The organism is Nocardia nova, from assembly GCF_002933465.1.
GTDB lineage: Bacteria > Actinomycetota > Actinomycetes > Mycobacteriales > Mycobacteriaceae > Nocardia > Nocardia nova_B.
This window is the reverse complement of record NZ_PSZE01000021.1, coordinates 53,970-80,156: the sequence shown is the minus strand read 5'-3', so window position 1 is coordinate 80,156 and position 26,187 is coordinate 53,970. Positions and strand designations below refer to the sequence as shown.

Below are 26,187 nucleotides of genomic sequence, written 5' to 3'. Positions count from 1 at the left end.
GGCTGCCGGTGCGCGGCCCGCCCCCCGATACCCGGCGGATCACCGGATATCGGGTGCGGATGCCGCGCGGTCTCGCTACCTCACTTCGCGGGGAACGGGGAGTTCACCGTGGTGAAGTACTGGGCCGCGGCCAAGATCGCGACCGGGGCGGTGACCAGCAGCTGACCCGCGAGAGTGCCCAGCGCGCCGATGGCCACGATGCCGCCGAGGCAGCCCACCACCGCGGCCGGAACGAACGGGCCGAACATGCCGACGATGGTGGCCGCCGCGATGGTCGCGCCCGCGATTCCGCCCAGAACGCAGCCGATTCCGGCGCCACCGATGCCGCCCACCAGGGTGCCGATCGAGGCGCCCGCGCCGAGGGTGCTGGTCATCCGGCTCCACGCGGCCTGCTCCCGGTCGTAGGGGGTCTTCCACGGCGCGCTGTCCTCGAACGGCATCGCGACCGGCTGATATGCCGCGTGCGCGAGGTCGAACTTCGGCGTGAGGGTCGCGGTGCGGTCGTGGATCTGCGCCTCGATCGGGAAGACGAAATCGTCGACGCGGAACGAGAGCTGCGTGCCGGCCAGGACGGTACCGTCGGCCGCCTTGACGGTGAATACGCCGTGGTCGGCCGACAGCGACCCGGCATCGGTGGAGATGACCGTGCCGGTCGGTGTGGTGGTCGCCTGGAAGCCGACCGCACCGGCGTCTGTGGGGGCGGCGCCGGCGGTGGCCGTGCCCAGGCCCAGGGCGGCGGTGACGAGGGCGGCGATGGCGGCGATGTTCTTGATTCCCATGGTGATGAATCCCTTTGCGGTATCAGGTAAACGAAAGTTGCTGTAGGTGTGCCGAGTGCGGGCATGAAGCAGCCCGGACGACCGCAGGCGGCATGTCCTGCCGATGACGACGCAATCGGTGATGCCGGCCGATCGTTGTCGGCGACTGTTACGACCCGGCCGAGCGCGCGGTCCATCGCACGGGCGACTCGGTGTCGCTCGTATGCGCGGGAAAGATGTTCCGGCGCAGTCGAATTACCTCGGCTGGTGTCGTAACCGAGTGCGGTTCAGGACTTCAGGCGACTGCTCCCCGGCGCCGACCCGCGATCAGGCCGAGGACGACATCGACGATCAGGAACGCGAGCAGACTCACGCCCAGCACCGGGGCGAACCATCCGATCCCCGCGGTGACCGCGATCAGCGGCACGCTGATCCACAGCGGCGCCCGTCGCAGGACTCCGCGTGCCGGTGCCCGCCCGAAGGTGAACGGGTCGTTCTCGCGGGTCGGCCGTCGTCGCCACCACATCAGATAGCCGCGTCCGATCACGGTGATCAGCGCGATCATCGTGGCCAGCAGCAACAGTTGATTGGCGAGGCCGAACAGCATGCCCATATGCAGCGCGATGCCCCAGTTGGCGAGCTTGGCCATCAGCGGCCAGTCCGCGTAGCGCAGGATGTCGGTGACATCGCCGGTCCTACCGTCCACGGCGATCGCGTCCTGGGTGTAGACCCCGGGCAGGCGGCGCTCCTTGACGGTGAAGGCGGTGGTGTCCTTCGCCGGGATGGAGATCTCGACCGGACCGTCGATACCGTGTCCGCGAGCCACCGCGAGGACCTTGTCCGCCTGGGCGGCGCGGTCGGCGGGAACGGGCATCGACATGCCGTGGCCGCCAGTGTGCTCGGCGTGCTCGCCACCGGCCGGGATCGACGGCATCGGTGCACCGGGCAGCGCCGTGTCGACGACCGGCGTGGTCCAGCTCGAGTGCTGCCGTAGCGACGTGATGTGCTGCCCCGCATGTAGCGACCAGGTCAGACCGGTCGCCGAGAGGAACAGCAGTGGCAGCAGAATCCACATGCCGACCGTGGCATGCACACTGACGCTGCCCGGACGACCGGCTTTCGACCGATCCGGCCACAGCAGACGCCGCAGCGAGCCGCGGGAGCGGTGCAGCCACATCACCACACCGGCGAGCGCGATGATCCACATCCACGACGCGGCCATCTCGCTGTAGAGCCGGCCCACATCGCCGAGATGCAGATTGCGATGCAGCACATCGATCCAGGTGCGCATGGGTAGCGCGCCCGTGCTGCCGTACACGACGCTGTCGCCCACGGACGTCGCGGTCGCCGGGTCGACGAAGACCGCGCGCCGCTCGGATTCACCGAGGCTCGGATCGGTGAAGATCACGCGGGTTGTGTCACCGGCGTGCTGCGCCGGGTCCACCGCGCTCAGCGCGAGTCCCGGTTCGGCGGCCACACCCGCCGCGATCTGCTCCGACAGCGGCCGCGCCGGGCCGGTCGAATCCACATGCAGCAGATCGCGATTCACGATCGACTCGATGCTGGGGGCGACCGCGTACAGCGCCCCGGTGACCGCCGCGATCAGGATGAACGGCGCGACGAAGACGCCGGCATAGAAGTGCAGCCGCATGGCCAGCGCCTGCACCGCCCGTGCGGTGCCGGACCGAGACGGTCGCGACTGCTCCACCGCACCGGGCGGTGATTGCTGCGCCGCGTCGGGCGGCGACTTCTCCGGTTGCGGCGGCTCGGTGCCGGCAGCCGGAAGATCGGTGATGCTCACTGGTAGTGCTCCTGTTTCGAGGGCACCCACATCGTTGTGCGCGAAACCGCGTCGCCGTGGCTCGATGCCGCGCAGGGGACAGTCGTCGCACAGGGCGCCGGTCGCATGCGCGGCGGTCGCCGGGTACCAGGCGGAACCCACTGGCACGCCGATGAAACGAGCCATCTGCCGCCGCATTCGGCGCTGCGTGGTCCCGGAGTTCCGCCGCGCTGGGACTGTGGCGGTACCGCGGTCCGCGGACCACGACGACCTGCGTTGCCGGACCGCTGACGCGGTGCACTCACCGCGGCCTTCGGGGCCTGCGAAATTCGCTCGGGTCGACCACGGCTCGAATTCCGCATCGGAACTCGATGCGAACGATCTGCCGTCCGGACCCTCGCATCACGAGCACCCGAAATGCCGCACCGAGCGTTCGAAACGCGGTGTCGGCGATGAGGATTCGCGAATGTGGGTGTTGAGATATATCAGCAGTACGCAGCGAGCGGGGGTCCGCGAGTGCGGAAGGTTTCGGTGGGGAAGATCCGCAGGATCACCCGGTCGCGGTGAACGCTGCGGGGAATACTCGGTTCGGCGATCGCCGGGAGGCTGACCGGCATCGGCAGCACGCGCGCTACTGCGGTGCCGATCCGGTAGGCGGCCTCGGCGCCGAGAATGACGACGGCCGCGCACACCGCGCCGACCAGGTGGGCGCCCAGCATGGCGGGCGTCCACAGCGGCATATCGTGCATCTGCGTCATATCGGCTGACATCACCAGGTGGCCGATCAGCTGCCCGCCCCACAGGGCCGCGGCGAGTCCGACGGCGGTGGTGCGCAGCGGCGCCAGCCCGGCGACGAGCGCGCCGACCACCGTGGAGGCGGCCACCAGCAGCATCAGGGTGCTGGACTGCACCGCCATCCCGCCCACCGCCCAACCGTGCGCGGCGATCGACAGAGCGCCCGATACGGATCCGGCCGACGCGGCCCGCAACCGCGCCACCGCGGCCCGACGCGCACGCGTCGACACCTGGGCGCGGGCCGAGACGTGGCCGGACGGGGGAAACACGAGCTGAATGATAGCCGACCGCTTCGAAGCCAATTCACAGATACGTCAAAGTCTTCCTGCGGGGGAAGCTCCGCAAAAACACGATCGGCCCGGTAGCCCAGCTCCCGGGCCGATGCGTGCCGGTGAACTCAGTCGCCCGTGACGTCCATTTCCGCCAGCGGCTTGCGCAGCAGCTTGCCGGTGGCGTTGCGAGGCAGCTCATCGAGGAAGATCACCTCGCGCGGCACCTTGTAACGCGCGAGGTTCGCCTTGACGTAGTCCTTGATCTCCTGGGCGTCGCGCTTGGAATCGGGACCCGGAACGACGAAGGCGCGCAGGCGCTTTCCGAATTCCTTGTCGTCGACACCGACGACCGCCGCCTCCTGCACGTCGGCGCGATCGGCGATGAGGTGCTCGACCTCCTGCGGGAAGACGTTCTCGCCGCCGGAGACGATCATGTCGTCGTCGCGGCCGTCGATGAACAGCAACCCGTCCTCGTCGAAGTGCCCGACGTCGCCGCTGGACATCATCCCGTCGATGGTCTCCTTGGTGCGGCCGTCGGTGTAGGCCTTGAACGAGTGCGCGTTCTCGATGAAGATCGTGCCGGTGACGTTCGGTTCGGTGATGCGCTTGCGGTTCTCGTCGAACAGCGCCAGCCGGATCCCGAGCGGCGGGCGGCCGGCGGTGCTCGGTGACTTGCGCAGATCCTCCGGGCTCGCGACGGTGATCAGCGCGCATTCGGTGGAGCCGTACACGTTGTAGAGGACGTCACCGAAGTAGTCCAGGCTGCGCGTCACGACGTCCGGCGGGATCGCCGAGCCCGCGGCGAAAATCATCCGCAGCGAGGACATGTCGTACTTGGCAAGCGTCTCGGGCGGCAGGTCCACCATGCGCTGCAGCATGGTCGGCACCACCACCAGCGACTCCGCCTTGTACTTGTCGATATTGGCGAGCGTCTTCTCGGGATCGAACCGCCGCTGCTGGAAGATCATCCGGTTGCCCAGCGAGAGCCCGAGGGTGAACTGTGAGAGGCCGGTGGCGTGGAAAACCGGCGCCGCGACGACCATGGAACCGTTGCGCGGCAACGGAATTCGATCCAGGAACTGTGCGGAGATGAACGGGCTGACCTTGTCGCGCGGCGCGCCCTTCGGGGTGCCGGTGGTGCCGGAGGTCAGAATCACCATGCCGCCCGGCTTCGTCGGCGCGCTCACCGCATCAGGGGACTGGCCCTCGCGCAGCGAATCGACGGTCGGGATGGAAGGATCGACGTTGTCGGACTGGTCCACCCAGGTCAGGATGCGGGGGATCTCATCGGGAATGGCGCTCATCAGGTCGACGAATTCGCTGTCGTGCAGCACCAGTTTCACCTGCTCGCGCGTGGCGACATCGGCGAACTGCGGTTTGGCGAAGCCGGTGTTCATCAACACCGCCCGCACACCCAGCTTGCCGGTGGCGGCCAGGCTCAGCACCATGCCGCGGTGGTCGCGCGCCAGCAGCGCCACCACATCACCCTCGCGCAGACCGTGTGCCGCCAGGCCGCGAGCCAGTTGGTTGGACTGCTCGTTGACCTCCGCGAAGGTCAGCTCGCCCCGCTCGTCCAGCAGCGCCGCGGACTTCGGATTGGTCTTCGCGGCGTGCATGATCACGCCCGCGAAGGGTCCGAACTTGGTGACGTTGAGCGCCGAGCTGACCGCATGGTCCGGTCGCAGCGGGCTGAACAGCCCGCGTTTGCGCATGACGTTGACCCCCAGAGCCAGATCTCCGGCCTTTCGGAGGGCAGTGCGTGCTGACGGAAGGACAGCTGACATAGGTACAACCTTCCGCGGATTCCACCAGGTAGGCGGGACCGCAACATCGAGATCCAGTGCGTGCTAACTCTAGCAAGCAGGGGCACGCGGATGTGGTTTGCGTCTCTGTAACCGACGGTACCGCACAGCCGGTCGGGTGACCGGTTATGTGATCTGGTATTCCATCAGTGCCCGGCGCAGCAGCTTGCCGGTGGCGTTGCGCGGCAGATCGTCGAGGAACACCACGTCACGAGGCACTTTGTAACGGGCGAGTGTGCCCTTGACGTAGGCTTTGATCTCGTCCGGATCCAGGGTCGCGCCGGGCTCCGGCACGACGAAGGCGCGCAGGCGTTTACCGAATTCCACGTCGTCCACGCCGACCACCGCAGCGTCGAAGATGTCCGCCCGCTCCAGCAGCAGGTTCTCGACCTCCTGCGGGAAGACGTTCTCGCCGCCGGAGACGATCATGTCGTCGTCGCGGCCGTCGACGAACAGCAGCCCGTGCTCGTCGAAGTGGCCGACGTCGCCGGAGGACATGTAGCCGTCGATGATCTGCTTGTGCCGACCGTCGGTGTAACCCTCGAACGGCGCGCCGGATCGAATGAATATGCGCCCCTTGACATTCGCGCCGTGCAGGCGCTTGCCGTTCTCGTCGAACAACACCACTTCGCATGTGACGGGCGCGCGCCCGGCGGTGCCCGGGGCGATGGCGAGATCGGCCGGCTGGGCCACCGTCGCCACCGCGCATTCGGTGGAGCCGTAGAGGTTGTAGAGCACCGGCCCGAACGCCTCGGTGGCGCGCACGGTCAGCTCCGGGGACAGTGCCGATCCCGCCAGCACGATGGATTTCAGCGAGGACAGGTCGTACCGTTCCCGCACGGCCGGATCGAGTTCGACCATGCGATGCAGCATCGTCGGCACCGCTACCAGCAGGTCGACATGGTGTTCGGCGATCAGGGCCAGGGTGCGCTCGGCATCGAAGCGGCGCATCATCACCGTCGTCGCGCCCAGGGCGGTGGCGATCAGCCAGGTTGCCTGGCCCGTGCTGTGGAAGATCGGCGAGACGATGAGCACCGTGCCCTGCCGCGGGAACGGGATCCGATCGGCGATCTGCGCCGAGGAGATCGGCGAAACCGCTTCCCGGGGAGCGCCTTTCGGCAGACCGGTGGTGCCGCTGGTGAGGATCACGAAGCCGCCCGGCTCGACCGGCAGCGGCAGCTCGTTCGGTGGGTGGGCCGCGATCAGCTCCTCGATCGTTATTGCGCCCGTGGGCAATTCGGTGCCGTCGTCGACCCAGGTGATCACTCGCGGCAGCTCCGGAGACAGCGCGTCGAGCAGGCCGACGAATTCGCTGTCGTGCAGGACCACCTTCACGTTCTCGCGCTCGCAGACTTGGGCGAACTGCGGTTTCGCGAAGCCGGTATTCATCAGGGCCAGCCGCGCACCGGCCTTACCGGCGGCCGTCATCGCCAGCAGCAGTCCGCGGTGATCGCGCGCGAGAATGCCGATGACGGTTCCCGGTTCGACGCCGAGCGACCGCAGGCCGCGCGCCAACCGCGTGGAATCGTCGTCGAGTTCGCGGAAGGTCATACTGCCGTGCTCGTCGATCAGTGCCGGCCGCTGCGGCCACATCCGCGCCGCGTGCCGGACCATCGTCGCCTGCGGCCCGAGCCGCCGCCCCTCCTTGGCCGACAACAGCGTCTCACCGAGATTGCGCGGATCGATGAACCCGCGCTCCCGCAGTACATTCAACGCCCGCACCGCCTCGGAGACCTCGACCGCCTTGCGCTGAACCCCGTGCACCACCGAGCCGATACCGACGCCCACGTCAACCACCTCCACGCGACCCCTGTTGCTGGGGACGGTAGCAGTCACAAGTGTGACTTGGTACACAGTTCCGGTCAACAGCTTGGCCTCGATTGTGGGCCGCGTAGCCGCCGAAACTGGTTATGTCGAATATGCCCTGGCGCGACCCGTTCGAGAGGAGTGGATATGCGTTCGGAAGAAGGTCGTATCGACGTTCCCGGCGGGCGCGTCTGGTATCGGTCGCTCGGCGAGAAGGGAACCCCGCTCCTGTGCCTGCATGGCGGGCCGGGCTTTCCGCACGACTATCTGGAGGCGCTGGCGCAGCTGGCCGGCGAGCGCCGGATCATTTTCTACGACCAGCTCGGCTGCGGCAATTCCGATCGGCCGAGCGATACCTCGCTGTGGACCGTGGACCGGTTCGTCGCGGAACTGGTGGCCGTGCGCGCGGCGCTGAACTTGGACCGGGTCCATCTGCTCGGCAATTCGTGGGGCGGGATGCTGGCCCTGCAGTACACGCTCGACCGGCAGCCGGCGCTGGACAGTCTGGTGCTGGTCGGCGCTCCGGCCAGCATGCCGCGGTGGTCGAGGGACTGCGCGGAACTGCTCGAGGAGGAGCCCACCGAGGTGCGAGAGACGATTCGGCAGCACGAGGCGAACGGGTTCACCGACTGCCCCGAATACGTGGCCGCGACGCTGGGCTTCTATCGCAAACACGTGTGCCGGCTGCGGCCGTGGCCGGTAGGGCTCGAACGTGCGTACGCGGCGGCGGGATACGAGGTCTACCACACCATGATCGGGCCGAGCGAATTCACCGTGACCGGCTCTTTGCGAGATTGGGACGTCACCGAGCGCCTGGGTGAGATCGGCGTGCCGACGCTGTTGCTCGGCGGCCGGCACGACGAATGCCGTCCGGCGCACCTCGAGGATATGCGGCGCCGCATCCCCGACTCGCGCGTGGTGACCATCGAGGACGCGTCGCACCTGTGCTTCGCCGAACAGTGGGACACCTTTCACACCGAGCTGACCCGCTTCCTCGCGGAGGTGGAAGTTGGGCCGGTTCCGCCGACGGGTTGATCGACTTCGGTCCTCCGCTCCGGTGACCTCCAGCATCGGGAACGGGACCTACGGCACCGGATCGCGAACGGTCGGCGCTTTACCGTCGAAGGTGTACATCGAGCCGCGGCAGGTGCCGCAAGGAGGATGACACCATGAACTGGCCGACCGCCGCAGTCCTGATCGCTCTCCTCTTCACGATCATGGTCATCGTGACAACCTACCTCACCAGCCGCTTCTCCAAGCGGTAAGCTGCGGTCTGCCTTACGACTGTCATCGACGAATCTTGTCGGCGAACGGCAGCCCGACGCAGCGGGCACTCGGCCCTGGTTGTGGTCGGTATGTGTGCCGGAGAACGCGCTGACCGCCGCTATCGGATCTCACTGGCCGGTCTTGCCTGCGAACGAGAAAACCGGTGCGAGTCCTGAAACGGTCTCGCACCGGGTTCCTGTTGTCCCGCAACCTACTTCAGCTGCGCACTGGTCAGCTCCAGCACGCGCCGCGCCACGATCAGCTGCTGAATCTGCTGCGTGCCCTCGAAGATGTCGAGGATCTTCGAGTCACGGCTCCACTTCTCCAGCAGGGTGCGCTGGGAGTAGCCCACCGCGCCGGCCAGTTCGACGGCCTTCAGGGTTACGTCGGTGCCCATGCGGCCGGCCTTGGCCTTGGACATGGAGGCTTCGAGGGAGTTGGGCTTCTTGTTGTCGGCCATCCATGCCGCGCGCAGGGCGAGCAGGTAGGCGGCTTCCCAGTCCGATTCCATGCGAAGGAATTCCGCGGCGGCGGCGGACTGGTTGTTGGCGGGGATGTCGTAGGAGATCTCCACGCCGGACTCCTCGAGGATGGTGCGCAGTTCCTCGAGCGCGGCGCGGCCGACGCCGATGGCCATCGCGGCCACCAGCGGGCGGGTGTTGTCGAAGGTCTGCATGACCCCGGCAAAACCCTTCTCCACGTTGACTTCCGGGCTGCCGAGGATGTTGTCGGCCGGAATGCGGCAGTCCTCGAGGCGCAGTTCGGCGGTATCGGAGGCCTTGATGCCGAGCTTGTGCTCGAGGCGAGCGACGGTGAGGCCCTTGGCATCTCGAGGGACGACGAACGACTTGATCGCCGCGCGCCCCTTCGACTTGTCCACCGAGGCCCACACCACGATGTGAGTGGCGCGCGAACCGGCGGTGACAAAGATCTTGGTGCCGTTGAGAACCCACTCGTCGCCGTCGAGCACCGCGGTGGTCGACACGGCCGCGGAGTCCGAACCGAAGGACGGTTCGGTGATGGCCATCGCCGCCCACACCTTGCCGAAGCGCTCCAGCTGCTCGTCGGTGGCGACCGCGGCGATCGCGGCGTTGCCCAGGCCCTGGTAGGGGATCGACAGCATCAAACCGACATCGCCCCAGCAGGTTTCGAGCGCATTCAGCAGTGCGGACATGTTGCCGCCGTTGCTGTTGCCGAGCAGTTCGGTGGAGTGGCTGTCGGCGGCCTCCGCACCGGACTTGGCCTTGCGGCCGCCGGTGGCGCCGGAGATGTCCTGGGTGCCGGAGTCGGCCAGGCCCTCCACCATGGCGGCCATGGTGTCGAGCTCCACCGGGTATTCGTGCTCGGCCAGGTCGTATTTGCGCGAGACGGGGCGGAAGATCTCCGCGGCGACCTGGTGGGCCTGGTTGGCGCTGGCCCGCAGCTTCTTAGGGAGTTCGAGATTGATCATCGGAATGTCTCCATCAATACGGTTCAGGGGTCGAGGAGACCCGGATCAGATCAGGACCACACCTTCGGCGACGCCGATCGCCCGCAGATCGCGGTACCAGCGCTCGACCGGGTGTTCCTTGGTGTAGCCGTGGCCGCCGAGCAGCTGCACGCCGTCCAGTCCGATCTGCATGCCCTTGTCGGTGGCGAACTTGCGGGCCAGCGCCGCCTCCCGCGAGAAGGACAGCCCCTGTTCCGCGCGTGACGCACCCCGCAGAGTCACGAGCCGCAGGCCGTCGAGTTCGATGGCGATATTGGCGACCATGAACGCCACCGCCTGCCGGTGCGCGATCGGCTCGCCGAACGCCTCGCGCTCCTTCACATACGGCTTGACGTAGTCCAGCACGGCCTGACCGGTGCCGACCGCGAGCGACGCCCAGCCCAGGCGGGCCAGCCGCACGGCGTCGGCGTATTCCTCGGCACGCTGGGCCGCGTCGCCGTCACCCAGGATGGCCTCGGCCGGAACCGCGACGTTGTCCAGGATCAGCCGGCCCAGGCCGGCCGCGCGCAGGCCCATACTCGGATCGGCCTCGATCACCACACCCGGTGTATCCGATTCGACGATGAAAAGCGTGGGGCGGCCGTCGATTTCGGCGCCCACGAGGAACAGCTCGGCGTCGGCGGCGGCCGGAACCAGGCTCTTGACGCCGTTGATCCGGTAGCCGCTGGGGGAGCGGGTGGCCTTGGTCTGCAACGCGAACGGATCGAACAGTGCCCGCGGCTCGCTGATCACGACCGAGGCCTGCGGCACGTTCTCACCCGTGAAGGCGCCCAGGTAGGTCTGCTGCTGTGCGTCCGAACCCCACTGCGACAGCGCGACAGCCACACCCGACGGGGCCAGAATCGGCAGCGCCAGGCCCATATCTCCGTGTGCCAGCGCCTCGGCGACCAGCGAGTTGGTGACCGCGCCGCGCTCGGTGGCCGCACCCTCGAGCTCCTCGGGCACGTTGATCAGCGTGATGCCCAGTTCGGCGGCGCGCTCGAGCAGATCCTTGGGAGCCTGGGCCGCGCCGTCGGCCTCGTAGGCCGCCGGGCGCAGGATCTCCGCGGCGAATTCGCGCACCGTCTCGACGATCATCTGCTGCTCGTCGGTGGGGGTGAGGTCGAAGTAGTCCTTGCTGCGGGACTCGTTGGCGGGCAAGCGCTTCGGCTTACCGCCACCGGATACCTTGCCGAATGCGCGAGTCGCGGCGCCGAGCGTGCGAAAGCCGGTCTTGGTGCCCTCGTAGGCCAGCCGTTCGATGGGCTTGCGCAAGTTGTACTTCTCGGCCAGCTCGGAACCGGTAATGGTCGTCATGACCCGCATGGCCGCGCCCATCCAGTCGCGCTTGACCGGGTTGAGGCCGACAGCGGAATCCGGACGTCGCTTCGTTGCGGTGTCTCGAGTGCTCATAGTCACCAGTCTTCTCGGGTGTGGGTTTCGGGTGATCGGTCCCAGGATCTTACTTGCGAGTAAGGCTATCTTACTCCAGAGTAAGAACGCCGTCGAGCGCGGGTCGGTCTGTATCGATCCTCATACCCCGGCGATGTCGCGACGATCGAAAATCGGCAGCGCCGCGACCACGAAGACAGCCGCGGCCACCACGAGCCACAGATAGCCCGGCCGCAGGCCCGCGCCCATCGGACCGTCGGACAGCGCCTGCTCGAACGGCGACCACCAGCCCCACGGGCGCACCGCGTCGACGATCTTCGACGCCGCGTACAGCACATAGGCGGCGACCGCGGCCACGCTCGCGACCGCGACCGCGACCAGGCGGCGACCGGAAGCGGCACCGACCGCCAAGGCCAGCCCGCCGAACGGCGCTGCCAGCGCGACCATGGCGATCGATCCCGTCGCCGCGGCCCCGACGCCGATATGCATCCCGAATATCGCCGCGAACACGACAACGGCGGCGAACAGCACGGTGCCGAGCACCACCAGGCCGGTGAGCAGCACCGCGACTTGTTCCAGCACGAGCCGCACCGGCGTCACCCGCGTCACCAACAGCACCTCGAGGGTCCCGGACTCCTCCTCGCCGGCGATCGCGCGGGCGCCGCGCGATACCGAGAAGACCAGGAACAGGATGGGCAGGATGATGCTGTAGAGCTCGGTGTTGAGAAAGCCTGTGCCGCTGAGGAAGTCCTCGATTCCGAGCAGCTGCCGCAATGCCGGCGGGTAGTTGTCGACCATCTGCCGGAGCCCGGGAATGTTCGATATCGACGGCCACAATGCGGATTCCAGCAGTACCAGCACGACAATGCCGAGGCTCCAGCCGATCAATCCGCGCCGTTGGTCCCGCAGGCATTTGACGAACACCGTGCTGAACATCAGCTGTCCTGTCCGTAGTAGGTGAGGAAGACCTCTTCGAGATCGGGTTCGTGGCTGATCACGTCGACCACCCCGTAGGGTGCGACGAACTTCAGGAGTTCGGCCGTCGAGCCGTCCACCTCGATGTGCAGCACCGGACCGGCGCCGCTGACCGATCGCACCCCGCCGACAGCGGCCAGGAGCTGCGGTTCCGGAGGTGTGGAGGCGAAGGCGAGGTCGAGCCGGCGCAGCGACTGCGCCGCCAGCGCCGCGACCGACCGGACTTCGACCAACCGGCCCCGCCGCAGAATCGCCACCGTGTCGGCGACCGCCTGCACCTCCGACAACACGTGCGAGGACAGGAAGACGGTGCGCCCGGCGTCGCGGGCCTCACGTAACAGGGCCAGGAATTCTCGCTGGACCAGCGGATCCAGCCCCTGGGTCGGTTCGTCGAGCACGAGTACGTCCGGTTCGGCCATGAATGCCTGCACCAATCCGACCTTCTGCCGATTGCCGTGCGACATCGCCGAGATTCGAGTCGAGGTATCCAGGTTCAGGCGTTCGGCCAATTCGCGCGGAACCACCGGATCGACGTCGCCGCGAAGCCGGGCCAGGTAGGTCAGATACCGCTCCGCGGTGAGATCCGGATAGGCGACGAACTGGCCGGGGAGATAGCCGATATGGCGCTGCGCGGCCGATCGGTCACGCCCGACGTCCGCGCCCGCGACCGCGACCGAACCGCGGGTCGGCCGCATGAGGCCGACGAGTATCCGGACGGTCGTCGTCTTACCGGCCCCGTTGGGACCCAGGTATCCGAAAATCACTCCCGGCGGAACCTCGAGGTCCAGGTCCAGCAGTGCCGGCGTATGACCGTAGAACTTGGTCAGGCCGCGCATCGCGATCATCGGTGGCATGGTCTCAGATTGCGCGGCCGGGGCCGGGCAGAGCAGAGCCTTGCGAACCCGTCGGCACTGACTTATGTCACCGCGGCCTTATGTCACCGCGGCCTGCCGGCACGGCGGCCGGTGTCTCAGCCGCGCAGCGCCTCGAGTACGGAGTCGTGCAGCAATCCGTTGGTGGCGACCGCGCTGCCGTGATGCGGTCCGGGGGTTCCATCCAGGGCGGTGAAGCGGCCGCCGGCCTCGCGCACGAGCACATCGAGCGGTGCGAGGTCCCACAGCGAGACCTCCGGTTCGGTGGCGATGTCGACCGCGCCCTCGGCGAGCAGGCAATAGCCGAAGAAGTCGCCGTAGCCGCGGGTGCGCCACACCTGATCGGTCAGGTCGACCAACTGCTCACGCAGCCCCAGGTCTCGCCAGCCGGACAGGCTGGAGATCGCGAGACTGGCCGAATTCAGTCCGCCGACCTCGGAGACGGTGATCGGCTTCGGCTCTCCGGTCTCGAAACGGGTCCACGCGCCGGAACCCGTTGCGGCCCACCAGCGGCGGCTCAGCGCGGGCGCGCTGACGACGCCGACGACCGGAACGCCGTCCTGCAGCAGCGCGATCAGACTGGCCCACACCGGAACTCCGCGCACGAAGTTCTTGGTGCCGTCGATCGGATCGATCACCCACTGCCGTCCGATGAACTCGGCCTCACCACCGAACTCCTCACCGAGCACGGCGTCGTGCGGCCGCCGCTCGATGAGAATCTCGCGCAGCGACCGCTCCACCGCCAGATCCGCGTCCGAGACCGGGGTCAGATCCGGTTTGCTGTTCACCTTCAGGTCGAGTGCGCCGAAACGATCACGGGTGATCGCATCGGCCGCATCGGCCAACAGCAGGGCAAGGTCGAGATCGCCGGCATGATCGCTCACACGGCAACCGTAATGGGCGCACCCGATCGGAGCCATTCGCGGCCTCGCCGGCGATACGCGCTACCGCTGCGGATTCCAGACCGCGGGCCAATCCTTACCGCGGAAGGCCGCGTCGATTCCGCCGTCGCAGAAGATCACCGATCCGACGAAGAAGCCGGCCTTGTCCGACAGCAGGAACGCCGCGAGGTCGGCGATCTCCTCCGGGTGGCCGGGCCGCCCGATCGGGGTCATGGCGAGGAACTGCTTCATGCCCTCACCGGTGAGCGCGTCCTTGCTGCCCTCCTGGGTCATCGGGGTGTCGATGATGCCGGGCGCGATGGCGTTGAGGCGGATGCCGTCGGCGATGTACTCCGCCGATCTGGTCCGGGCGTACCAGGCCAGGGCCGCTTTCGTCGCCGGATAGGCCTGGATCGCGCCCAGGTCGCCGAACGATTCGGCGATGCCGCGGGCACGTTCCTCCTCACCGGCCAGGCAGGCGTCGGCCAGCTCCACCGGCCGGGTGCAGACCTCGTTGCTGCGTCAGCCGCTGTTCACGCCGCGACCCGCGCTGCCGCCAAAGCACGTGCCCACCAGTGCAATTGGTCGAGCATGTCCGCTGCCGCCGCTTCGGATTCGGTCGGCGCGGTCCATCGTCGCGCGGCGTCGAAATGCTGGTAGTACCGAGGGAAGGACACATAGTCCCGGATCGTGTGCGCGTTCAGCTCGGCGAACACCTGCCGCAGGTGGGCGATGGCGTTCAGCCCGCCGCTCGCCCCGCTGTAACCCACGAAGCCGATCGCCTTGCGGTCCCACTGCGTGTAGTGCCAGTCGATCGCGGTCTTGATCGAGGCCGGGTAACTGCTGTTGATGTCCGGAGTGACGATGACGATCGCATCCGCGGCGTCCAGACGCCGGGTCAGATCGACCATTCCGGCGGGACGCGGGGGATTCGGTTCCATCCGCGGCGGAACCGCCGGCAGTGCGACGGGCAGATCGGCCTCGGCGAGATCGATCAGGTCGACCTCGAAGCCGCCGTGCCGCCGGGCCCGCTCGGCGAACCACTCACCGACGACCGGCCCGAAGCGGCCCTCCCGGACGCTGGCGATGACGATTGCGAGCCGCATTGTGGCGCTGGACATTTCGGATCTCCTTCGGAAGGCGTTGTTCGCTGTCGTCGACTCTGCCGTCCGGGCGCGAGACCAGGGAGCCCGCTGTGAGGGTGGTAGTCACAGGGATACCCTCGGCGCGCCCCGCGCTGTTAGCGTCGATCTGTGAGCGATAACGAGCTGGGGCTTTTCCTGCGGACTCGGCGTGCGGCGGTCACCCCCGCCGAGGTCGGACTCCCGGCCGGACCTCGACGCCGCACCCCGGGCCTGCGCCGCGCCGAACTCGCGACACTCGCCGGAGTCAGCGTCGAATACCTGATCCGGTTGGAGCAGGGCCGCGACCGGCATCCGTCGGCGGGCGTGCTGTCCGCATTGGCCGATGCTCTCCGATTGAGCCCGAGCGAGCGCGTCCAGCTGCATCGGCTGGTCAAATCCGCCGATCCCGGATTCAGCTGTACGGGCGGCGCGCTGCCCAATCGTCTGGTCCGGCCTGCGGTGCAAGCGATTCTGGACCGTCTCGCACCGGCGCCCGCGGCCGTCTTCAACCGTGTCGGTGAGATCCTGAGCTGCACCGATGGCTATCTCGCGCTGGTCGGCGGCACCGGCCTGCTCGACCACGGCCTACCCGCGGACTACCCGCGCTGGCTGTTCACCGATCCGCGTGCCCGCATCGTCTACCCGGAGTGGGACCGTCGTGCCGATCTCGCGGTGGCGAATCTGAAGGCCGGTCCCTTCCGTTCGGATCCGGCCATCGCCGCGCTCGCCGACGAGCTGACGCTGCTGGCGGGTGCGGAATTCACGCACCGTGTCGCCGACATCGCCGGACTGCCGGATACCAGCGGCATCAGCCGGATGGACCATCCCGAGGCGGGTCCGCTGCGGCTGGCCTACGAACGGCTGGACCTGTCCGCCGACGACGACCAGTACATCCAGGTCCAGCTGCCCGCCGACGACGCGACCACCGCGGCCCTCGATGCGCTGCTGGGCCGCCGCCCGGGTGGATTGCGCGCGGTATCGGGCTGAGCCGGCCGCCCGCCGCATCGCCCGTGCTGCCGACGACTCGCCGCATTTCACCGCCACCTGCGCGAGCGGTAGATTGGACAACCGTGCATCCTGACGTTTCCGCTGATCTCGCCGAACTCGACACCACGTTGAAGACTGTCGAGTCGGTACTCGACGTCGACGAGCTGCGCCGTCGCATCGACGAGCTCGAACATCAGGCCGCCGACCCGGAGCTGTGGAACAACCAGGAACACGCCCAGCAGGTGACCAGCGAGCTGTCGCACGCGCAGGGTGAGCTGCGCCGCGTCACCGAACTGCGGCAGCGGCTCGACGATCTGCCAGTGCTCTACGAACTCGCCGAAGAGGAGGAGGGCGAGGCGCGCACCTCAGCCCTTGCCGATGCCGATGCCGAACGGGCCGCGCTGCACGCCGATGTCGAGGCGATGGAGGTCCGTACGCTGCTCTCGGGCGAGTACGACAAGCGCGAGGCGCTGGTCAACATCCGGTCGGGTGCCGGTGGTGTGGACGCCGCCGATTGGGCGCAGATGCTGATGCGCATGTACGTGCGCTGGGCCGAGCGCCACAAGTACCCGGTCGAGATCTACGACACCTCCTACGCCGAGGAGGCGGGCATCAAGAGCGCCACCTTCGCGGTCAAGGTGCCCTACGCCTACGGCACCCTCTCGGTGGAGATGGGGACCCACCGCCTGGTGCGGATCAGCCCCTTCGACAACCAGGGCCGGCGCCAGACCTCCTTCGCCGAGGTAGAGGTGCTGCCGGTGGTCGAGGGCACCGACCATATCGAGGTCCCGGAATCGGAGATCCGCGTCGACGTGTACCGCTCCTCGGGTCCGGGTGGCCAGAGCGTCAACACCACCGACTCGGCGGTGCGGATCACCCACATTCCCACCGGCATCGTGGTGACCTGCCAGAACGAGAAATCACAGCTGCAGAACAAGATTTCGGCCATGCGCGTGCTACAGGCCAAGCTGCTGGAACGCAAACGGCAGGAGGAGCGCGCCGAGATGGATGCGCTCAAGACCACCGAGGGCGCCTCCTGGGGTAATCAGATGCGCTCGTACGTGCTGCACCCCTACCAGATGGTTAAGGACCTGCGCACCAACTTCGAGGTGAACAATCCGTCCTCGGTTCTCGACGGTGATATCGACAGCTTCATCGAAGAGGGAATCCGCTGGCGGATGCGCCAGGACGCGTGAAACCCGCCTATCACGGCGCAATCACGGCATATCGGTCGGTGGTCGGTCGTAGTAACCTGTCTGGCGTGTGTTCGGGCGGCAGAACGGCTGGTGTCGGTGCACGGTTGATACCGGAAAGGATGCGCCGATGACGACGACTCTCGCGGCCGGAACCGGGGCGGCATTCACCTCGTGGCTGCGCGGCAGCGGCCTCGAGATCGTGCTGCTGATCGTGGGCGCGATGCTGTTCAGCCGCTTCGCCACCTTCGTGCGCGACCGGATCACCCGCCGCATCGACTCCGGCTTCCAGAGCAGCGATTCGCTGGTGCGCACCGAGGCCGCCAAACATCGGCACGCGCTGGCCCAGGTCATCACCTGGGTGGTGCTGGTGATCGTGTATTTCCTGGTATCGCTGGAAGTGTTGCGGCGCTTGGGCTTCCAGCTCAGCGGCCTGGTCGCGCCGGCGGCGGTACTCGGTGCCGCGCTCGGCTTCGGCGCCCAGCGCGTCGTGCAGGACCTGCTCGCCGGATTCTTCCTGATCACCGAGCGGCAATACGGATTCGGTGATGTGGTGCGCATCGCGGTCACCGGGCAATCCGAGCCGGCCGAAGGTACCGTGGAGGACGTCACACTGCGGATCACCACGCTGCGCAATCCCGACGGGGAGGTCATCACGGTGCCCAACGGGCAGATCGTGAAAGTGACCAATCTGTCGAAGGATTGGGCCCGTGCGGCAATCGATGTGCCGGTGCCCGCCACCGCCGATATCACCAAGGTCAACGAGATTCTGCACGAGGTGGGCGCCAAGGCATTTCAGGATCGCCGCCTGAAATCGCTACTGCTGGACGAACCTACGGTGATGGGTCTGGAAGATCTCACCGTCGACCAGATGAACATCCGGATGGTGGCCCGCACACTGCCGGGTAAACAATTCGACGTCGGACGTGAGCTGCGCGTGCGTGTCGCCGCGGCGCTGCGTCGGGAGGGTTTGAGTGAAACCGCGTAAATCGACCGCGATCCTGCTCAGTGTCTGGGTCGCGACGCTCGTGTTGTATCTGTTCGTGAAACCGGCCACGCCGGACCATTCCGGTTTCAACATCGCGAATACCGTTTCCGGTTCCGCGCTGACGACCGCGCCCGCCCGCTGACGTCTCTGTGACAAGTCGCATGCCGCGGAGTGGGCCGGAGTGTGCCATGACTTCGCTGGCTACACTGGCACCTCGTGATCACCCTGCGGAACGTCACCAAGTCTTATAAAACCTCGACGAGACCCGCGCTGGACAATGTTTCGGTCGAGGTCGACAAGGGCGAGTTCGTCTTCATTATCGGACCGTCCGGGTCGGGTAAATCGACGTTCATGCAACTGTTGCTGAAAGAGGTCAAGCCGACCACCGGCGAAGTGCATGTCGCCGATTTCCGGGTCGACCGGTTGCCGGGACGGCGGGTGCCCAAGCTGCGCCAGCGCATCGGCTGCGTCTTCCAGGATTTCCGGTTGTTGCAGCAGAAGACGGTCGAACAAAACGTGGCGTTCGCGCTCGAGGTGATCGGCAAGAATCGCAAATTCATCGATCGGGCGGTGCCGGAGGCACTGGACCTGGTGGGTTTGTCCGGTAAGGCGGATCGCCTGCCGACCGAGCTGTCCGGCGGTGAACAGCAGCGGGTCGCGATCGCACGGGCGTTCGTGAACCGGCCGCTGGTGCTGCTCGCCGACGAACCCACCGGCAACCTCGACCCCGACACCAGTCAGGACATCATGATGTTGCTGGAACGCATCAACCGCACGGGCACCACGGTGCTGATGGCCACCCACGACAATCACATCGTCGACGCCATGCGTCGGCGCGTGGTCGAACTCGATCGCGGCCGCCTGGTCCGCGACGAGGCCACCGGCGTATACGGGGTGGGCCGGTAATGCGCGCGAGCTTCCTGTTCGGTGAGGTCTTCAACGGCCTACGCCGCAACGTCACCATGACCATCGCGATGATCCTCACCACCGCGGTCTCGCTCACCATGCTCGGCGGCGGCATGCTGGCCGTCCGGATGGCCGATAAGACCGAGCAGTACTTCCTGGACCGGCTGGAGGTGCGGCTGTACCTGACCGAGGACGTCTCGGTCAACGATCCGGACTGCTCGCAGGACCCGTGCAAGGCGCTGATGTCGGCTCTGAAGGCCGAGCCCGGCGTGGAATCGGTGCAGTTCCTCAATCGCGAGGAGGCGGTCCGGGAGGCGAAGGAGAAGACCTTCAAGGATCAGCCGGAGCTGGCCAAATACGTCAGCGAGTCGCCGCTGCCGGCCTCGCTGCGCGTCAAGATGACCGACGCCGCACAGTACCCACGCATCTTCAAGGACTTCCAAGGCAAGCCCGGCGTCGGATTCGTGCGCAACGACAAGGACATCGTCGACCGGCTGGTGAGCCTGTTCGACGGCCTGCGCAACGCGGCCTTCGGCCTGGCCGTGCTGCAGGCCCTGGCCGCCCTGCTGCTGATCGCGAACATGGTGCAGATCGCGGCGTTCACGCGCCGTGAGGAAGTCGGCATCATGCGTCTGGTCGGTGCCACGCGCTGGTACACCCAGCTGCCGTTCCTGCTCGAGGCGGTGGTCGCCGCGCTGGCCGGGTCGGTGCTGGCGGTGATCGGGCTGATGATCGCGCGGCCGCTGGTCATCGACCGCGCCCTGGGCGACCTGTTCGCGTCGAAGGTCTTCCCGCGCATCACCGGCGACGACATCGCGGTGGTGGCGCTGACCGTGGTGCCGGTCGGCATCGTGTTCGCCGCGCTGACGGCCTACGGCACACTGCGCTACTACGTGCGCGAATAGGGTCGTTCCGGGTTCCAGCCGGAGCAGAGCAGATCGATGGCTTCGATGCGGTCGCCTGCGCCGGCGAAGATGTGCTGTTCGGCGATCCGCGCGGGCGCATCGGTGTCGATCGGTCGCATCCGGGCCCGATAACCGCAGATACAGTGTGTCGCCGACCCGGCCGGCCGCGCAGCCGAGCATCTCGAACGCGTCCGGTCCGGCGAACCAATGCCGGTACGGCCCACCGCGGCATCGGCGGTGCGGGCCTCGAAGGGCCCCGGCGGAATCAGGCCGCGCATGCGGCGAGAATACCGCCGTTCGGTCGACAATCGCTGTGAAGTCAGCGCGCCGGACGCGGCCCGCCGTCGCGCGATCGGTCACGCACGCGGAGATGGTCGACCGGCGATGCGCGGAATCGACAGCAGCGGGGTGCGGCTGTGGATTGGGGGTTCGGATCGTCGGTGGAGGTCCGTAGGATGGCTGGCGTGAATCCCCCGGACACGCTCGAGACGGCCGGCGCTTCGTCGCGCACTGCGGAAACCGATGCGGCGCAACAGGTTCTGCAGCGCGTATTCGGCTACGACAGTTTCCGGGGCTTACAGCGCGAGATCGTCGATCAGGTCGTGTCCGGGGGCGATGCGCTCGTTCTGATGCCAACCGGCGGCGGCAAGTCGCTGTGCTATCAGATTCCGGCGCTCGTGCGGCCGGGGGTGGGCGTGGTCATCTCGCCGCTGATCGCGCTGATGCAGGATCAGGTCGACGCGCTGACCGCGCTCGGGGTGCGGGCCGGATTCCTCAACTCCACCCAGTACCCGGACGAGCGGCGCACGGTCGAGGCGCAGTTCGTCGCGGGGGAACTGGATGTCTTGTATCTGGCGCCGGAGCGGTTGAAGCTCGAATCTACCGCGGAATTGCTCGATCGCGGCAAGGTGTCGGTCTTCGCCATCGACGAGGCGCACTGTGTTTCGCAGTGGGGCCACGACTTCCGGCCCGACTATCTGGCGCTGTCGGTACTGCACGAACGCTGGCCCGAGGTGCCGCGGATCGCATTGACCGCCACCGCCACCGAGGCCACTCGCCGCGAAATCGCCGAACGTCTCGACCTCGCCGGTGCGAAGCATTTCGTCGCCGGTTTCGACCGGCCCAATATCCAGTACCGGATCGAACCGAAGAATCGCGCCGATCAGCAACTGCTGTCCTTCATCCGCACCGAACATCCGGGGGAGGCAGGCATCGTCTACTGCCTGTCCCGCAATTCGGTCGAGCGGACCGCGGAATTCCTGTGCCGCAACGGAATCGAGGCGGTGCCCTATCATGCCGGTTTGGACGCGCGCACCCGTGCCACCAATCAGGCCAGGTTCCTGCGCGAGGACGGGCTGATCGTCGTCGCGACCATCGCCTTCGGCATGGGCATCGACAAGCCGGATGTGCGGTTCGTGGCACATCTGGATCTGCCCAAGTCGGTGGAGGGCTACTACCAGGAGACCGGCCGTGCCGGCCGCGACGGTCTGCCGTCCACCGCATGGATGGTCTACGGCCTCAATGACGTTGTGCAGCAACGCAAGATGATCGACTCGTCCGAAGGTGACGCGGCGCACCGGCGGCAGTTGCAGCTACATCTGGATGCGATGCTCGCGTTGTGTGAGACCGTGCAGTGCCGCCGCACCCAGCTGCTCAACTACTTCGGCCAATCCGGTGACACCTGCGGCAACTGCGACACCTGCCTGAATCCGCCGGAATCCTGGGACGGCACGGTCGCCGCGCAGAAGGTGCTCTCGGCGGTGCTGCGGCTCAAACGCGAACGCGGGCAGAGCTTCGGCGCCGGACATATCGTCGACATCCTGCTCGGGAAGTCGAATCCGAAAGTATTGCAGCACAAGCACAACGAGTTGAAGGTGTTCGGCGTCGGCGCCGATCTGCGCGATACCGAATGGCGCGGAGTGGTCCGCCAGCTGCTCGCCCAGGGCCTGCTCGCGGTGCACGGCGAATACGGCGTGCTGACCCTCACCGAAGCCAGCGACGAGGTTCTGTTCAAGAACCGCACCGTCCTCATGCGCCGCGAGCCGGAACGCGTGAAGCCACCGCGCGCTGCGAAGGCGAAGGCGTCCCGCCTCGCCGCGACCGAGCTGGCGCCCGCGGCGGCCGACCTGTTCGAACAGCTTCGGGCCTGGCGCGCCTCGGTCGCGAAGGAGCAGGGCGTTCCCGCCTACGTCGTCTTCCACGACGCCACCCTGCGCGATATCGCCGGCCGCGCCCCCTCGAGTCTGGCCGAACTCGGCGGCATCAGCGGAATCGGTGAGAACAAGCTCGCGAAGTACGGCGAGGGTGTCCTCGAGGTGGTCGCGGGATTCGACGCGGGTCGCTCGGGCGGTGCGGCGGAGGCGTCGGCCGCACGCCCGAACCGGGCCGAGCGACCGGCCGACCAGCGCGGATCCTCCCGCGCAGCCGCATCGGGTGCCCGCTCGCGCCCTGAACGGTCTCGCGGCCCGATCACGCGCTCGAGGTTCGAGGCCGCAGAACCGGCAGCCCCGCCCGATTCGGTGAACTGGGACATCCCCGACGCCGATTTCGAGCCCCCGCCGGACGACTTCTACTGAACCGCTCGGTGAGCCGGCCTGCCCGCTCCCCAGCGCGGTCGGTGGTTTCCATGTCCGCGCGGAATCGCGACGACCGCCCGTTCCACGTTTATCCCTCCGCCCGGCGCGGGTAACCGTCTCGCCGTGACACATGGGCAGGACGGAGTGATCGAGACCAACGGGTTGCCGACAAACCACGACACGACTTCAGGCGCCGATTCGGCCGGGTCCGCCACGCCGGATCCTTCCCGGCTCGGGGTGCGGCCCCTGGGCCGGATCGGCATACCCCGGCAGTTGCGACGGGCGCGGACCGGCATGCGGCCCTCGACGCTGGCACTGATCACCGTCTGGATTGCCGTATTGGCGCTCTATCTGGCGGTGCGACCGGGCGGATAGCGGTAGCGTGCCGCTATGTCCCACGACCATCACGACGACCGCTCCGATCAGTCGTCGGATTCCGGCCCCGGCGGCGATCCGCCGGATGCCGCGACACCCGGACCTCGCCGCACCCGAGCGGATTCGGTCGAGGCCGGGTGGCTGCGTCCGCACGCGAACCCGCTCGGTCGCCCACGGGTGACGACCGTGGTACTGCTACTCGCGTGGATCGCCTTGCTGATTCTGTATCTGCAGGTCCGCCCCGGCGGCTGACCGCGCGTCAGCGGTCGGCACTCACCCGCTCCCACATCATCGCTTCGTGCCAGCCGTAACGCTGAAAGGCCCAGTCCTGCACGGTCTTTGCGACGAGTTCGAAGGCGGGGGAGTGCGGGGTTCCCCAGCGCGCGGTGTCGCGCACGCTGGCGCGGAACTGCATGCCCGGCCCGCCCCCGCCATATTCGACGATATAGCCGCGACCGTCGTCGGGATCGATGCGCCGATCCATCTCGACGCGCAGATAGTGTTGGGCCGCAGGCGAACCCGGGCGTTCGACGACGAGTTGGGGTTCTCGGTAATCCAACTCGGCCAGGAGGTCGTGTAGTTGCGCATCGGTCGGGTCGTCGAGTACACGATCCGAGGCGGTGCTCACTCTGAATCTGGGTACCGTTGTCACGCAACCATTTTGCGCTCCCGCTCGCCGATGGGCACACGGAATCGGTTCCCGGCGGTGGGGATGTCCGCATTCGTCCGCAGCCGCTGTCCTCGGGTGCGGTGGTTTCTCCCGCGACACCGGGCGAGGTAGGTGGCCGAAGATCGACCGACGTGAGCCGGATCACGGCATGTTCCGGGCCGGAATTTCGTTTTCCTTCTGTTCGGCGGCCGTGTAAACCGGACAGGTCCGTACGCTCAGCGGGCATCGAGGCACAATGACAGCGTGGAGCGCCGCCGAGCTGCGCGGAGTCGAGGGAAAGGTGTTCATGAAGGAGAAGGGGCGCAAGGTCATCGCCACCAACCGCAAGGCGCGGCACAACTACACGATCCTCGACACCTACGAGGCGGGGATCGCGCTGGTGGGTACCGAGGTGAAGAGCCTGCGGGAGGGTAAGGCGTCGCTGGTGGACGCCTACGCCACCATCGACGACGGTGAGGTGTGGCTGCGTGGCCTGCACATTCCCGAATACGGGCACGGCACCTGGACCAACCACGCCCCCCGCCGCACCCGGAAACTGCTGCTGCACCGTCGCGAGATCGACAAGCTCACCGGGAAGACCAAGGAGAGCTCGCAGACCCTCGTCCCGCTGTCGATGTACTTCACCGACGGCAAGGTGAAGGTCGAACTGGCGCTGGCCAAGGGTAAGCAGGACTACGACAAGCGCCACGACCTGGCCCGCCGCACCGCGGAGCGAGAGGTGACGCGTGAACTCGGCCGGCGCGTGAAAGGCATGCGCTGACCGGCGGGAATGCATGAAGGCGAAGTGATGTTAATATGAACGTCCCGGCCCACCAGCCGGGTGTTCAACTGAGTTGACTACGGGGCTGATCGGTTTCGACTGCGTACGTCGATTCAGGGGAAGCGTGTCGGTGCAGGCAGGAGACCACCGTAAGCGTCGCTGTAACCCAATAAGCGCCGATTCTCATCAGCGCGACTACGCTCTCGCTGCCTAAGCAGTAGAGCGTGTCTGTCAGTCCGGGTTTGCTCTCGGCCCGGGTACTGGCATCAGCTAGAGAGCTCTACCGTGCGGCTCGGTCGCGGAGTCGTACGGGACACCAAACAGCGACTGGGATCGTCATCTCGGCTTGTTCGCGTGACCGAGAGATCCGAGTAGAGGCCTAGCGAACTGCACACGGAGAAGCCCTGAAGAAGCGGCGGAGGACCCGGGTTCAATTCCCGGCAGCTCCACGACAGGCCCCTCACCTGAGCCCCAGGTGAGGGGCCTTTTTCATGCCCCGACTAGTCGTAGATCGGGTCGTATGCCCACATTTTGCCCACACTCCGCGGCGGCGGCGCGCAGTCCGGCGCCCATACGTACGGCCACGCCGTCGAGGTCGTCTTCGAACAGGTGCCCGTAGTTGTCGAGCGTCATCGTGGCCGTCTTGTGCCCGAGTTGGCGTTGAATCGTCTTCACGTGGGCGCCGCTGGCGATCATCAGAGACGCTGCGGTGTGGCGCAGCTTGTGAGCGGTCACCCGGGGGAAGGTGGCCGGTCCGGTGGGGTTGCCGTCGTCATCGCGCGGAATGCTCGCCGCTATGCACCGGTCCACAGCCTTCGTGAACCAGTGGGTTGTGGTCGGGGGTCGGATCGGCCCGCCGTCTTTGGGGCGCGTCCACAGCAGCCCGGCCGGATCCGGTTGTGCCTCGACCACGGGCCGAAGCAATTCGGCGACCTCGAGCGGCACCGCGACGGTTCGGCGTTCCCATGTCTTCGGCGCCCCGATCACGGTCCGGGAATTGACCTTGGACGCCGAACGCACGATCTGAATACGTCGCCGGTCGAGGTCGACATCACGCGGCCGTAGCGCGGCCATCTCGCCCCATCGGAGCCCGGAGTAGGCCAGCAGCATCACTATTTCGCCGCCCCGGCTGCATTCCCGGGCCAGCCTGGCTACCTGCTCGTGAGTCAGGTAATCGTGGTCGACCGGCTCACGGCGGGGCAGCTGTAGGCCCTTCGCTGGGTTCGCTGTTATTCGGCGCTCCTCCACTGCCTCATCCAGGATCGAGGAGAACACGCCGTGAATATCCGCCACGGTCGACGGCGCCCGGTCTATCTCCGCTATCCAGTCCTTGATTTCCGGCCGTGTGATAGACGCCAACTGTCTCGTGCCCCACTGGGGCTCTACGTGAACGCGCCAAATCGATTCGACCCGCTCGGACCACGACGGCTTGGTGTGAACCTGCCGGGCAAGCCACTTGCCTCCCATCTCGCGAACGGTCAGCCTTCCGAGAGCTGGCGCGACGTAGTCGCCGGCCATCTTCTGGACCTCGACCGTATTCGCGAACTGCTCGGCGTCCCGTTTGCGGCGAAACCCGCGCTTGTCGGTCTGCTTGCCGCCCGGCTTGCGGTACCGCACTCGGTAGCGGGTGCCTGCC

General features: G+C 67.2%; 26 protein-coding genes and 1 other RNA gene. 12 read left to right on the top strand and 15 right to left on the bottom strand.

From position 1 onward, the window contains the following. Positions 1-80 precede the first annotated feature (80 nt). The 5 genes from C5E41_RS23030 to C5E41_RS23010 all read right to left on the bottom strand — a co-directional run bounded on the left by C5E41_RS23030 (position 81) and on the right by C5E41_RS23010 (position 7,204). Entirely contained in the window at positions 81-779 is a 699-nt protein-coding gene (locus C5E41_RS23030) for a hypothetical protein (RefSeq protein ID WP_104377842.1), read from the bottom strand. 274 nt (positions 780-1,053) lie between these two features. Next, complete coding sequence (locus tag C5E41_RS23025; protein ID WP_308706094.1) at positions 1,054-2,559, bottom strand: PepSY-associated TM helix domain-containing protein; 1,506 nt, start codon at positions 2,557-2,559, stop codon at positions 1,054-1,056. A gap of 464 nt (positions 2,560-3,023) precedes the next feature. After that, on the bottom strand, positions 3,024-3,602 hold the full coding sequence (locus tag C5E41_RS23020) for a hypothetical protein (protein WP_104377840.1): 579 nt from the start codon (positions 3,600-3,602) through the stop codon (positions 3,024-3,026). A gap of 128 nt (positions 3,603-3,730) precedes the next feature. After that, on the bottom strand, positions 3,731-5,389 hold the full coding sequence (locus tag C5E41_RS23015; RefSeq protein WP_104377839.1) for an acyl-CoA synthetase: 1,659 nt from the start codon (positions 5,387-5,389) through the stop codon (positions 3,731-3,733). 144 nt (positions 5,390-5,533) lie between these two features. Then, a complete protein-coding gene (locus tag C5E41_RS23010; protein ID WP_439956488.1) occupies positions 5,534-7,204 on the bottom strand; it encodes an acyl-CoA synthetase in 1,671 nt (556 codons plus the stop codon). A gap of 156 nt (positions 7,205-7,360) precedes the next feature. Between C5E41_RS23010 and C5E41_RS23005 the strand changes: the two genes are divergently transcribed. Then, positions 7,361-8,248 (top strand): proline iminopeptidase-family hydrolase, encoded by an 888-nt coding sequence (locus C5E41_RS23005; protein ID WP_104377879.1) that lies wholly within the window; start codon positions 7,361-7,363, stop codon positions 8,246-8,248. Positions 8,249-8,690: 442 nt separating this feature from the next. On the opposite strand, the gene C5E41_RS23000 is transcribed toward C5E41_RS23005, so the two are convergent. The 7 genes from C5E41_RS23000 to C5E41_RS22970 form a co-directional block, all read right to left on the bottom strand. Continuing rightward, on the bottom strand, positions 8,691-9,929 hold the full coding sequence (locus C5E41_RS23000; RefSeq protein ID WP_104377838.1) for an acyl-CoA dehydrogenase family protein: 1,239 nt from the start codon (positions 9,927-9,929) through the stop codon (positions 8,691-8,693). A 45-nt stretch (positions 9,930-9,974) separates the two neighbouring features. Further along, a complete protein-coding gene (locus C5E41_RS22995) occupies positions 9,975-11,360 on the bottom strand; it encodes an acyl-CoA dehydrogenase family protein (RefSeq protein ID WP_104377837.1) in 1,386 nt (461 codons plus the stop codon). A 120-nt stretch (positions 11,361-11,480) separates the two neighbouring features. Beyond that, a complete protein-coding gene (locus tag C5E41_RS22990; RefSeq protein WP_104377836.1) occupies positions 11,481-12,275 on the bottom strand; it encodes an ABC transporter permease in 795 nt (264 codons plus the stop codon). Further along, the gene (locus tag C5E41_RS22985; protein ID WP_181063380.1) at positions 12,275-13,159 is read right to left on the bottom strand and encodes an ABC transporter ATP-binding protein; all 885 of its coding nucleotides are present in this window, start codon (positions 13,157-13,159) and stop codon (positions 12,275-12,277) included. The genes C5E41_RS22990 and C5E41_RS22985 overlap by 1 nt, the downstream gene beginning before the upstream one ends. Before the next feature lie 125 nt (positions 13,160-13,284). Further along, positions 13,285-14,070: a histidinol-phosphatase gene (gene hisN / locus C5E41_RS22980; protein WP_439956487.1), complete on the bottom strand. Its 786-nt coding sequence runs from the start codon at positions 14,068-14,070 to the stop codon at positions 13,285-13,287. A 60-nt stretch (positions 14,071-14,130) separates the two neighbouring features. Continuing rightward, the gene (locus tag C5E41_RS22975; protein ID WP_258081185.1) at positions 14,131-14,562 is read right to left on the bottom strand and encodes an SDR family oxidoreductase; all 432 of its coding nucleotides are present in this window, start codon (positions 14,560-14,562) and stop codon (positions 14,131-14,133) included. 38 nt (positions 14,563-14,600) lie between these two features. Further along, the gene (locus C5E41_RS22970; RefSeq protein ID WP_104377834.1) at positions 14,601-15,188 is read right to left on the bottom strand and encodes an NADPH-dependent FMN reductase; all 588 of its coding nucleotides are present in this window, start codon (positions 15,186-15,188) and stop codon (positions 14,601-14,603) included. Positions 15,189-15,320: 132 nt separating this feature from the next. Here C5E41_RS22970 and C5E41_RS22965 point away from each other — a divergent pair, with 132 nt between their 5' ends. The 6 genes from C5E41_RS22965 (at position 15,321) to ftsX (ending at position 20,170) form a co-directional block, all read left to right on the top strand. Next, entirely contained in the window at positions 15,321-16,178 is an 858-nt protein-coding gene (locus C5E41_RS22965; RefSeq protein WP_104377833.1) for a helix-turn-helix domain-containing protein, read from the top strand. A gap of 83 nt (positions 16,179-16,261) precedes the next feature. Further along, positions 16,262-17,374, top strand: a complete 1,113-nt coding sequence (gene prfB, locus C5E41_RS22960; protein WP_104377832.1) for a peptide chain release factor 2 — start codon at positions 16,262-16,264, stop codon at positions 17,372-17,374. Positions 17,375-17,501: 127 nt separating this feature from the next. Continuing rightward, positions 17,502-18,359, top strand: a complete 858-nt coding sequence (locus C5E41_RS22955) for a mechanosensitive ion channel family protein (RefSeq protein ID WP_104377831.1) — start codon at positions 17,502-17,504, stop codon at positions 18,357-18,359. Further along, the gene (locus C5E41_RS34055) at positions 18,346-18,501 is read left to right on the top strand and encodes a hypothetical protein (protein ID WP_157104419.1); all 156 of its coding nucleotides are present in this window, start codon (positions 18,346-18,348) and stop codon (positions 18,499-18,501) included. Before C5E41_RS22955 ends, C5E41_RS34055 begins: the two co-directional genes overlap by 14 nt. Positions 18,502-18,575: 74 nt before the next feature. Next, on the top strand, positions 18,576-19,265 hold the full coding sequence (ftsE, locus tag C5E41_RS22950; protein ID WP_104377830.1) for a cell division ATP-binding protein FtsE: 690 nt from the start codon (positions 18,576-18,578) through the stop codon (positions 19,263-19,265). Beyond that, a complete protein-coding gene (gene ftsX / locus C5E41_RS22945; RefSeq protein ID WP_104377829.1) occupies positions 19,265-20,170 on the top strand; it encodes a permease-like cell division protein FtsX in 906 nt (301 codons plus the stop codon). The genes ftsE and ftsX overlap by 1 nt, the downstream gene beginning before the upstream one ends. On the opposite strand, the gene C5E41_RS35290 is transcribed toward ftsX, so the two are convergent. After that, the gene (locus C5E41_RS35290) at positions 20,155-20,289 is read right to left on the bottom strand and encodes a hypothetical protein (RefSeq protein ID WP_258081184.1); all 135 of its coding nucleotides are present in this window, start codon (positions 20,287-20,289) and stop codon (positions 20,155-20,157) included. The two genes, ftsX and C5E41_RS35290, sit on opposite strands and share 16 nt — an antisense overlap. 336 nt (positions 20,290-20,625) lie before the next feature. On the opposite strand from C5E41_RS35290, the gene recQ reads away from it, so the two are divergent. The 3 genes from recQ to C5E41_RS22925 all read left to right on the top strand — a co-directional run bounded on the left by recQ (position 20,626) and on the right by C5E41_RS22925 (position 23,373). Next, complete coding sequence (recQ, locus tag C5E41_RS22935; RefSeq protein WP_104377827.1) at positions 20,626-22,746, top strand: DNA helicase RecQ; 2,121 nt, start codon at positions 20,626-20,628, stop codon at positions 22,744-22,746. 123 nt (positions 22,747-22,869) lie between these two features. Continuing rightward, the gene (locus C5E41_RS22930) at positions 22,870-23,121 is read left to right on the top strand and encodes a hypothetical protein (protein WP_146097649.1); all 252 of its coding nucleotides are present in this window, start codon (positions 22,870-22,872) and stop codon (positions 23,119-23,121) included. A gap of 15 nt (positions 23,122-23,136) precedes the next feature. Then, positions 23,137-23,373, top strand: a complete 237-nt coding sequence (locus C5E41_RS22925; protein WP_104377825.1) for a hypothetical protein — start codon at positions 23,137-23,139, stop codon at positions 23,371-23,373. A gap of 7 nt (positions 23,374-23,380) precedes the next feature. Here C5E41_RS22925 and C5E41_RS22920 read toward each other — a convergent pair whose 3' ends face one another. Then, positions 23,381-23,749, bottom strand: a complete 369-nt coding sequence (locus C5E41_RS22920) for a hypothetical protein (protein WP_104377824.1) — start codon at positions 23,747-23,749, stop codon at positions 23,381-23,383. 328 nt (positions 23,750-24,077) lie between these two features. Between C5E41_RS22920 and smpB the strand changes: the two genes are divergently transcribed. Next, positions 24,078-24,551: an SsrA-binding protein SmpB gene (smpB, locus tag C5E41_RS22915; protein ID WP_040720876.1), complete on the top strand. Its 474-nt coding sequence runs from the start codon at positions 24,078-24,080 to the stop codon at positions 24,549-24,551. 81 nt (positions 24,552-24,632) lie between these two features. Next, positions 24,633-25,003: a transfer-messenger RNA gene (gene ssrA, locus C5E41_RS22910) on the top strand. Positions 25,004-25,040: 37 nt separating this feature from the next. Here the strand turns inward: ssrA and C5E41_RS22905 are convergent. Beyond that, positions 25,041-26,069 (bottom strand): tyrosine-type recombinase/integrase, encoded by a 1,029-nt coding sequence (locus tag C5E41_RS22905; RefSeq protein ID WP_258081183.1) that lies wholly within the window; start codon positions 26,067-26,069, stop codon positions 25,041-25,043. Positions 26,070-26,187 lie beyond the last annotated feature (118 nt).

Excerpts from the sequence above, each read along its gene's own strand:
- recQ (WP_104377827.1), top strand. The coding sequence starts at position 20,626 with ATGGCTGGCGTGAATCCCCCGGACACGCTCGAGACGGCCGGCGCTTCG.
- smpB (WP_040720876.1), top strand. The coding sequence starts at position 24,078 with ATGAAGGAGAAGGGGCGCAAGGTCATCGCCACCAACCGCAAGGCGCGG.
- C5E41_RS22995 (WP_104377837.1), bottom strand. The coding sequence starts at position 11,360 with ATGAGCACTCGAGACACCGCAACGAAGCGACGTCCGGATTCCGCTGTC.
- C5E41_RS23030 (WP_104377842.1), bottom strand. The coding sequence starts at position 779 with ATGGGAATCAAGAACATCGCCGCCATCGCCGCCCTCGTCACCGCCGCC.
- C5E41_RS23005 (WP_104377879.1), top strand. The coding sequence starts at position 7,361 with ATGCGTTCGGAAGAAGGTCGTATCGACGTTCCCGGCGGGCGCGTCTGG.
- C5E41_RS22905 (WP_258081183.1), bottom strand. The coding sequence starts at position 26,069 with ATGGCCGGCGACTACGTCGCGCCAGCTCTCGGAAGGCTGACCGTTCGC.
- C5E41_RS22970 (WP_104377834.1), bottom strand. The coding sequence starts at position 15,188 with ATGTCCAGCGCCACAATGCGGCTCGCAATCGTCATCGCCAGCGTCCGG.
- C5E41_RS23000 (WP_104377838.1), bottom strand. The coding sequence starts at position 9,929 with ATGATCAATCTCGAACTCCCTAAGAAGCTGCGGGCCAGCGCCAACCAG.
- ftsX (WP_104377829.1), top strand. The coding sequence starts at position 19,265 with ATGCGCGCGAGCTTCCTGTTCGGTGAGGTCTTCAACGGCCTACGCCGC.
- C5E41_RS22990 (WP_104377836.1), bottom strand. The coding sequence starts at position 12,275 with ATGTTCAGCACGGTGTTCGTCAAATGCCTGCGGGACCAACGGCGCGGA.
- C5E41_RS22925 (WP_104377825.1), top strand. The coding sequence starts at position 23,137 with ATGTCCCACGACCATCACGACGACCGCTCCGATCAGTCGTCGGATTCC.
- C5E41_RS23015 (WP_104377839.1), bottom strand. The coding sequence starts at position 5,389 with ATGTCAGCTGTCCTTCCGTCAGCACGCACTGCCCTCCGAAAGGCCGGA.
- C5E41_RS22955 (WP_104377831.1), top strand. The coding sequence starts at position 17,502 with ATGACGACGACTCTCGCGGCCGGAACCGGGGCGGCATTCACCTCGTGG.
- C5E41_RS22985 (WP_181063380.1), bottom strand. The coding sequence starts at position 13,159 with ATGATCGCGATGCGCGGCCTGACCAAGTTCTACGGTCATACGCCGGCA.
- C5E41_RS35290 (WP_258081184.1), bottom strand. The coding sequence starts at position 20,289 with ATGCGACCGATCGACACCGATGCGCCCGCGCGGATCGCCGAACAGCAC.